The sequence below is a fragment of the Psychrobacter sp. AOP31-B2-9 genome (assembly GCF_052378005.1).
Lineage (GTDB): Bacteria > Pseudomonadota > Gammaproteobacteria > Pseudomonadales > Moraxellaceae > Psychrobacter.
Map to the genome: position 1 here is coordinate 1 of NZ_JBQSXG010000149.1, position 6,865 is coordinate 6,865.

At 41.6% G+C, this 6,865-nt stretch carries 6 protein-coding genes; 2 read left to right on the top strand and 4 right to left on the bottom strand.

Going from position 1 to position 6,865, the window contains the following annotated elements; translation table 11 throughout:
* Positions 1-25: 25 nt before the first annotated feature.
* Positions 26-487: a DUF2846 domain-containing protein gene (locus tag ACT3SX_RS12895; protein ID WP_192520380.1), complete on the bottom strand. Its 462-nt coding sequence runs from the start codon at positions 485-487 to the stop codon at positions 26-28.
* A 535-nt stretch (positions 488-1,022) separates the two neighbouring features.
* Here ACT3SX_RS12895 and ACT3SX_RS12900 point away from each other — a divergent pair.
* The gene (locus tag ACT3SX_RS12900) at positions 1,023-1,229 is read left to right on the top strand and encodes a hypothetical protein (RefSeq protein ID WP_192520379.1); all 207 of its coding nucleotides are present in this window, start codon (positions 1,023-1,025) and stop codon (positions 1,227-1,229) included.
* A 78-nt stretch (positions 1,230-1,307) separates the two neighbouring features.
* Here the strand turns inward: ACT3SX_RS12900 and ACT3SX_RS12905 are convergent, their stop codons facing one another.
* Positions 1,308-1,931: a GNAT family N-acetyltransferase gene (locus ACT3SX_RS12905; protein WP_192520378.1), complete on the bottom strand. Its 624-nt coding sequence runs from the start codon at positions 1,929-1,931 to the stop codon at positions 1,308-1,310.
* Positions 1,932-2,029: 98 nt separating this feature from the next.
* Positions 2,030-3,673, bottom strand: coding sequence for an FAD-dependent oxidoreductase (locus tag ACT3SX_RS12910; RefSeq protein ID WP_192520377.1), 1,644 nt, complete (start codon positions 3,671-3,673; stop codon positions 2,030-2,032).
* 166 nt (positions 3,674-3,839) lie between these two features.
* Between ACT3SX_RS12910 and truD the strand changes: the two genes are divergently transcribed.
* Entirely contained in the window at positions 3,840-5,117 is a 1,278-nt protein-coding gene (truD, locus tag ACT3SX_RS12915; protein ID WP_192520376.1) for a tRNA pseudouridine(13) synthase TruD, read from the top strand.
* Between the two features lie 100 nt (positions 5,118-5,217).
* Here the strand turns inward: truD and ACT3SX_RS12920 are convergent, their stop codons facing one another.
* Positions 5,218-6,645, bottom strand: a complete 1,428-nt coding sequence (locus ACT3SX_RS12920) for a GGDEF domain-containing protein (protein WP_192520375.1) — start codon at positions 6,643-6,645, stop codon at positions 5,218-5,220.
* Between the last annotated feature and the right edge of the window lie 220 nt (positions 6,646-6,865).

The following is a 6,865-nucleotide window of genomic DNA, read 5'->3' on the forward strand; positions in this document are numbered from 1 at the left end:
AAAATATCTAACAGTGCTCTTTAAACTACTTACTACAAGTACCTTTAACACCAAGCTTAAGATCAGCGATCGCCTCTTTACCTTCGCTCTCAGGAACCAGTTTTAAACCCGCGCCACCAACGAATAGACCTGGCTTGATATATTGTTTGACGAAGTAGTTTTGACCTTTTTTGGTCATTACCATTAGATCATTTGGTGAGAATTCAGATTCTGTAGAGACTTTATGCTCTGCATTTCCTAGCACCTCATGATAAAAGAATGTTCCACGCGCGGTCTCTCCGATACACTCGTCATCCACCCAGACATCTTTCTTCAAAGCCGCGCCCACTACGCTATTACTACGGTAAATGTATAAACCAGCATTATCTGTACTTGGGGCTTTCACTTGCTTGAGTACGTTAGATACTTCAACATTTTCTGTAGGTATTGAAGCACAACCAGCAAATAGTATTGATGTAATCGTTAAAAAAGCGATTTTTTTTAGCATATTATCCCTCTAAGAATAAACGTGGTTTTATTTGATATATCTCAACGACTTTACTATGAATAACTTATAAAAACATGGCTCAGCTTCAATGATTAAAATCAACTCAATACTCGCTTGATAAACCTTAAAACTGGTTTTACAGACACCTCAACTATCAATAATAATCACGTACTATCTATATGAAACTATGTATCAAAGTGTCGCTGATTTTCAGCACTAATCTCATTGCTACCAAAATATCTATAAAGTTACCTTAACTATACATAATTATAACTTTAAACCCAACATAATTTCTCGATATTTGCTTATTTTTTAATATAGCCTATTCAATTCAAGAATAGTACAAGGCAACCGAGTGTATATGTGATACTTCAAGCGAGACGCTGTAATACCTTTATAGTGGAATGACTATATTGTTTTTATACTTTGGTCGCTTTCACATAGCGAGCGCCAAAGGTTTTTAGCGACTTTCATACAGACAGCACAATCACGTTGCTGTTATGATGCGCTTAATACTGACCGTTGAGAGATAATTATGTGGCAGGTGTATTTATTTATATTACCGATTGGTCTTGGGATCATGACATTAGCAGCAAGCCTACTGTGTTTGTTCGCTTATCTTATGTCTGATGACAACGCCACGCGCCTGCCAGCCTTTAACTGGTTTAAGCGCTTAATCATTGTGGCATTTTTATTATTGAGCGTGGGATTATTTATGACCTTTCGATACTTTTGGCGCTAATCATTAGAAATAATATTAGATAAGGTTAAGCCGACATAATCGCCTACTGTCGACGCCGAATTCAGATGCAGATGTGTTTTATGGATTAACTATTTTTTCTAGCTCTAATAGCTCTAAATCATCACGCTTTGGTTCACCATTATTACCATCATTAGGAAAAGCTATTTTATGCCCACTCAACTGGTAGCCGCGGCGTTCATAATAAGCCAATAGCTCAGGACGATGACTCAAAATAGACATGGTAAGACGTGAATTTTTATTATCAGAGATGCTTAAGTCAGATTGTAGACGATGTTTGGCGAACGTTTCTGCAGCCTGTAAAATCTGATGACCAACGCCTTTTCCTTGCTGCTCAGGCAACACTGCAAACATACCGATATAAGCACTGTTATCAGCTCCTTGATAGAAAAGGCTTTCGTTTAAGTCTGTATCTATTTTTATCTCAACATTGATGCACCCTAACAACTCACCCGTTTCATCTCCGTCACGTTTGCCTGTGGTTGTCTTTGGATACACAAAAAAATAGTGACAAGGATCATTAATAACAGCCGTCAAGCTTGCCGCTGTGGTGCGAATACCACCAATGAGATCAGCCTCGTTGGTCCAGCCAGTTTTCTGACGGTAACAACGATTTAACAGTTGTTCAAGTGCATCAATATCAGCCAATGTGGCTTGCCGTAAAAACACAGAACCTTTGTGCATATTATTATTTTCCTATCCTTATATGAAAAAAGCTGACTTCATTTATAAAGTCAGCCTCAATAATAATACTGATAGTGTGCAAATTGCTAGAGCTTGTCTTAATCTGATTGTGATAATGCCTGTGCTTGCTCAATAATATCAAACCCTGCATTGAGCTGAGCGCGTGTCGGTGCGTGTCCACGGCGTAATAACTCAGAGAAGGCAACTAACTCTTTGTCACGTCCAAGCGTACTTGCCGCACTAGCCCGCGTGTCCTCATTTTCATCATCGAAATAGTACTCAATATAATCAAGCGTATCTGGCGCACCAAATAAAATGTGGTACTCAGGTGTCGCTGCATGACCACTATAGCGTAAGCTCTTGCCATATTGCATGGTCCAAAAGAAAGGAATACGCGCCTCTAATGACTCGACACTGTCATCATTTAATATCGCAGCGGCAGACACAAGACCATGTTGCAACGCCACTCGCCAGTGTTCAATCCGCATGCGCCCCATTTGACCTGAAGCTTTGGCTATATCGCCCAATGCATATACCCCATCACGCAGTTGCAATGTGCTATCAACCTGTACACCATCTGGATCATTGACCTCTGCTAATAGACTGGTATTGGCTGATACACCTGTTCCTAGAATCACAATGTCGGCATCAATATGCTCACCACTTGCTAGCGTGACACCGCCTACATTTGAAGAAGCCTGATCGTCTTTGTCAACTTGACGGTCAATCTTGGTGATTTCGTTGACCGTCGCATCAAATACAAAGTTGATGCCGTTTTCCTCGTGCAGCTTGATAAGCGCATTGCTAACGGTTTCTGAGACGATATTGCCCATCACACGATTGTCTTGACCAACTACCGTGATAGAAGCGGTCGTACCTGCCTGCGCTAATGCTGAGGCGACCTCCATACCAATAAAACCCGTACCAATAATAGCCACTCGCTGGTCGTGGCTAGCGGCTTTTATTAATTTGGCATCTTCCATACTGCGTAAGGTATAGACACCATCCAAATCTGTACCCTTAATAGGTGGTATGGCAGGCGACGCACCCGTAGCGACCACTAAAAAATCAGCTGTGACTGTCTCGTTGTCGTCATTACTATCAACCATGTTTACGCGGCGCTCATTGGGCAATACTTCGCTAACCGTTTGATTCAAACGCAGCTTAATATCGTTTTTTTGTGCCCAATCTGCCCCGCCAAGTAGTAACTTTTCTTCGGGCATATTCCCTGCTAAAAACGCTTTAGAAAGTAATGGTCGATTATAAGGGGCCTTGTCCTCATTACTGATCAACGTAATCTTGCCGCCATAACCACCCTGACGCAACTGGTCGGCCGTCATAAATCCAGAGCCACCACCACCAACGATGATGGTGTGCGTATCAGACAACTTATCCTGTTCAACACGCTCATTGATCTGAGCAGAAGTATCGACCAATAAGGTGTCACCATCATCAGTCACTGTATATCGAGTCAATCCCTCTATCGCTATTGGCTCTAATAGCGTGCCATCACGACTGTCAAAAGTCGCATGATGCCACGGGCAAACCACACGATGACCACAACGTAAACCATTACCTAGATCTGCGCCAGCATGTGGACATTTACCATCAAATGCATGAAACGTGCTGTCGTCACGCGTGATTAAAATGATACTATCGTCATCTTGCTTATATGATTTCATGCCACCATCTGGAATATCAGCCTTATCAATGGTGACTGTGTTGATCGTTGCCTTAGTCATAAGTCTTCCTTAATGGTTATAATACTTTATTAATAGATAGTAACAAGCGCATCCAAAACACGATGTTTTTTTATAGGATTACTGCGTTGCAAAACGTAACCTTGACGCCAACCAACACTTCTATCACTTATCCCTAACACTGATAACCAACACAACAGACTATTTTATGACTTCTCTAGATAACAATACCGCAGCGATAGCAACCGCAGAAACCACAGTCTCTCAGTCAGATTGTGAGCACACATCACTTATTAATAAGACGTCTGATGTAGCAGACATCGACATCACTGCCGCCGCGGATACATCACAATTACCGCAGCCGATACTACCACTATTAAAACAAGCCACTTATAAAGCTAAAACGACAGATTTCATCGTCAATGAGGTACTGCCATTAGACTTTACGGATGAAGGTGAGCATCTATGGTTGCATATCCAAAAATCAGGCATGAATACAGCATATTTGGCCAAACTATTGTCAGAGTGGGCAGACATTCCATTGCGTGACGTCGGCTACTCGGGGTTAAAAGACCGTCATGCATTGACGACCCAGTGGTTTAGTTTGCGCATACCCAAAAAGCAATTGCCACCTACTGAGTTTGCACCAGTGGACATTGGCGAAAATGAGTCTGTCACTATCCTTGCGCAGCACTGGCATAACAAAAAACTCAATCGCGGTACGCATCGTGCCAACCAATTTGTGATTACATTGCGTGATATTCAGTTTACAGAGCATGACACTGAGCGCTTAACCCCTGAGCAATTACTATCTGCAAAGAAAGCTATCGAACAACATTTAGCGACTATTAGTAAAAGTGGTGTACCCAATTATTTTGGTCCGCAACGCTTCGGGCGTAATGGTAATAATATTAGAGAAGCCTTGAGACTATTTGCACGTCCAGTGCCAGAAAGTCGCCCACAGCCCAAAAAGAGTAAACGCAAGCGTGCACCGCGCGAGCAAAACACGATGGAACTGTCTGCTGCACGCAGCCTGATATTTAACGAAATACTGGCAGCGCGTGTCCGCGATGGAAGCTGGAATACAGGCTTGGCCGGTGAGGTATTTAACCTAGATGGTTCAGGATCGATATTCACCAGTGAAGCGATAGACGACACATTACGCGCACGACTAGCCACTGGCGATATTCATCCAACGGCTGTGTTATGGGGCAAGAGTAACGATAAAGTCAGTAGCGTAGCCGCAGATATTGAGCATCAAGTTGTAAAATACAGCCCATTATTGACGCAGCTAGCAGCAGGGTTAGAGCAACGTGATATTAAGGCTCAAAGACGAGCATTACGCTTACCTATCGAAGCGTTGACGTGGGAATGGCAGGATAAAGAAGGTGAGGAAACACTGGTATTAAGCTTCACGCTAACGACTGGTAGCTTTGCCACAAGTGTATTAGCAAGCTTAGTCAAGCAATTAGCAATTAGCAATTAGCAATTAGCAATTAGCAAACATGATAATCAAATCAATGAAGGGTGATATGAAAGACAAAACTGGCCTATCAATCATGGAGACCACTAACACCATCGGCTATTTAGGTACCATAAAGCGAGTTAATCCTATGATCACCTGCTGCCCACATCTCATTAGCACTGACCACTTGATTACGACCGCGGTGCTTGGCTTCATATAGAGCCTTGTCCGCAGTGCCTATTAATAGTTGGCAAATATCCTGAGATAGCTGTGTGAATTCAGTTTGGTTATCAAATGTGCTTTCAGTATAACATTCGGTTGGCTGCGACTCATCAAGCTCACATCCTGTCTCTGTCTTTCCTGCTGCTCGATTCGCTTGCTTAAGAGAGGCACATTCTTTATAAGTCAGCGAATACACTCCTAGACTAGCAGTTATAGTAAAAGTCGTTTGATTATCAACCGTAATCACATTTTCCGCGATAGATCGTCTTAATTGTTCCGCAATAACCATAGCGCTGGCATGGCTCTTATCTGGCAGTACAATCAAAAACTCCTCGCCGCCATATCGGCTGACAATCATATCGTCCGTTAAAGACTGTGATAGCGTCTGTGCTACTGTAATTAAAACTTGATCGCCCACATCATGACCGTAGTTGTCATTGACCTCCTTAAACCAATCTAAATCCAATAAAATAACGCTGATATCTTGCGTCTCCTCTATCGTCACCAATGCTTGCTTCATTTGCATCAAACCATAACGACGGTTTTTTAGTTGTGTCAGCTCATCTTGATTGGCATGTTGCAAGGTTTCTTTTCTACTATTATCTAATACCACCAACAAAGTACGGAACATATAGATAATAAATATGGCTTTTGGTAGCGACATATACATATGTGTAGAACGCCACAAAATATTGGAAGATTGACGTAGGTAATTGATACCCTCCCAATTCAATGCTTCGTTTTTCATGATTGTCATATCACTATAAGTCATATAACTATGAATACTAGGAGGAAGAGTAATGGCACTCATTTGACGCAGACTGGGTAAGGTGATGCCACAATAAGGAAATAGTGTTACTAATAATATCGCAATAATCTGCCCTAAAAAAGCTCTCCAAACATAGCGTCGACGTATGAGCAGCATTCCCAACATCGCACTACCAAGCAAGGATACACCCGTGACCAAACTACTATATCCTAGTATGACTATAATAAAGGTAATATAGACACTATAAACAGTGATGAGCACTGCTTGCCAAGTATATAAATTGTTATGAGGGTTTTTGGCTGGTGAAAAACGGCTGGACATCCATAACAAAAAAACACAGACCATCGTTACGCCAGTCCACAACGAATAGAGAAGGCTCATATCAATAAAAGCACTATAAACATCGCGTTGATACCAAACAAATAAACACCACAACCAATGCGAAAAAACATCCATTACCATAAATGAAGCCAGCAGCGATGTTCTATCAGCAGCTTGCCATTCAAAAACAGCTTTAGAAAGCTTTTTGTAGCCTAAATAGTATTTAGATACAGCCATAATGGGCTACCGAAAATAATAAATTTATTGAATTCAAAACCAGCAAGCAAGGTCTGTTAAAACCATGCAGTGTGTCAAGTTCCACTTGAACTATCAAGCCACTTGATACATTCATACGTCAATAACTGACGCTTAATAGCGAACTTTATTTTCATTGAAGTCTTAACTCAAGTAGCGTCACAGACAAGTAGTGTTAAAAACTAATAATATTAAAAAAAGT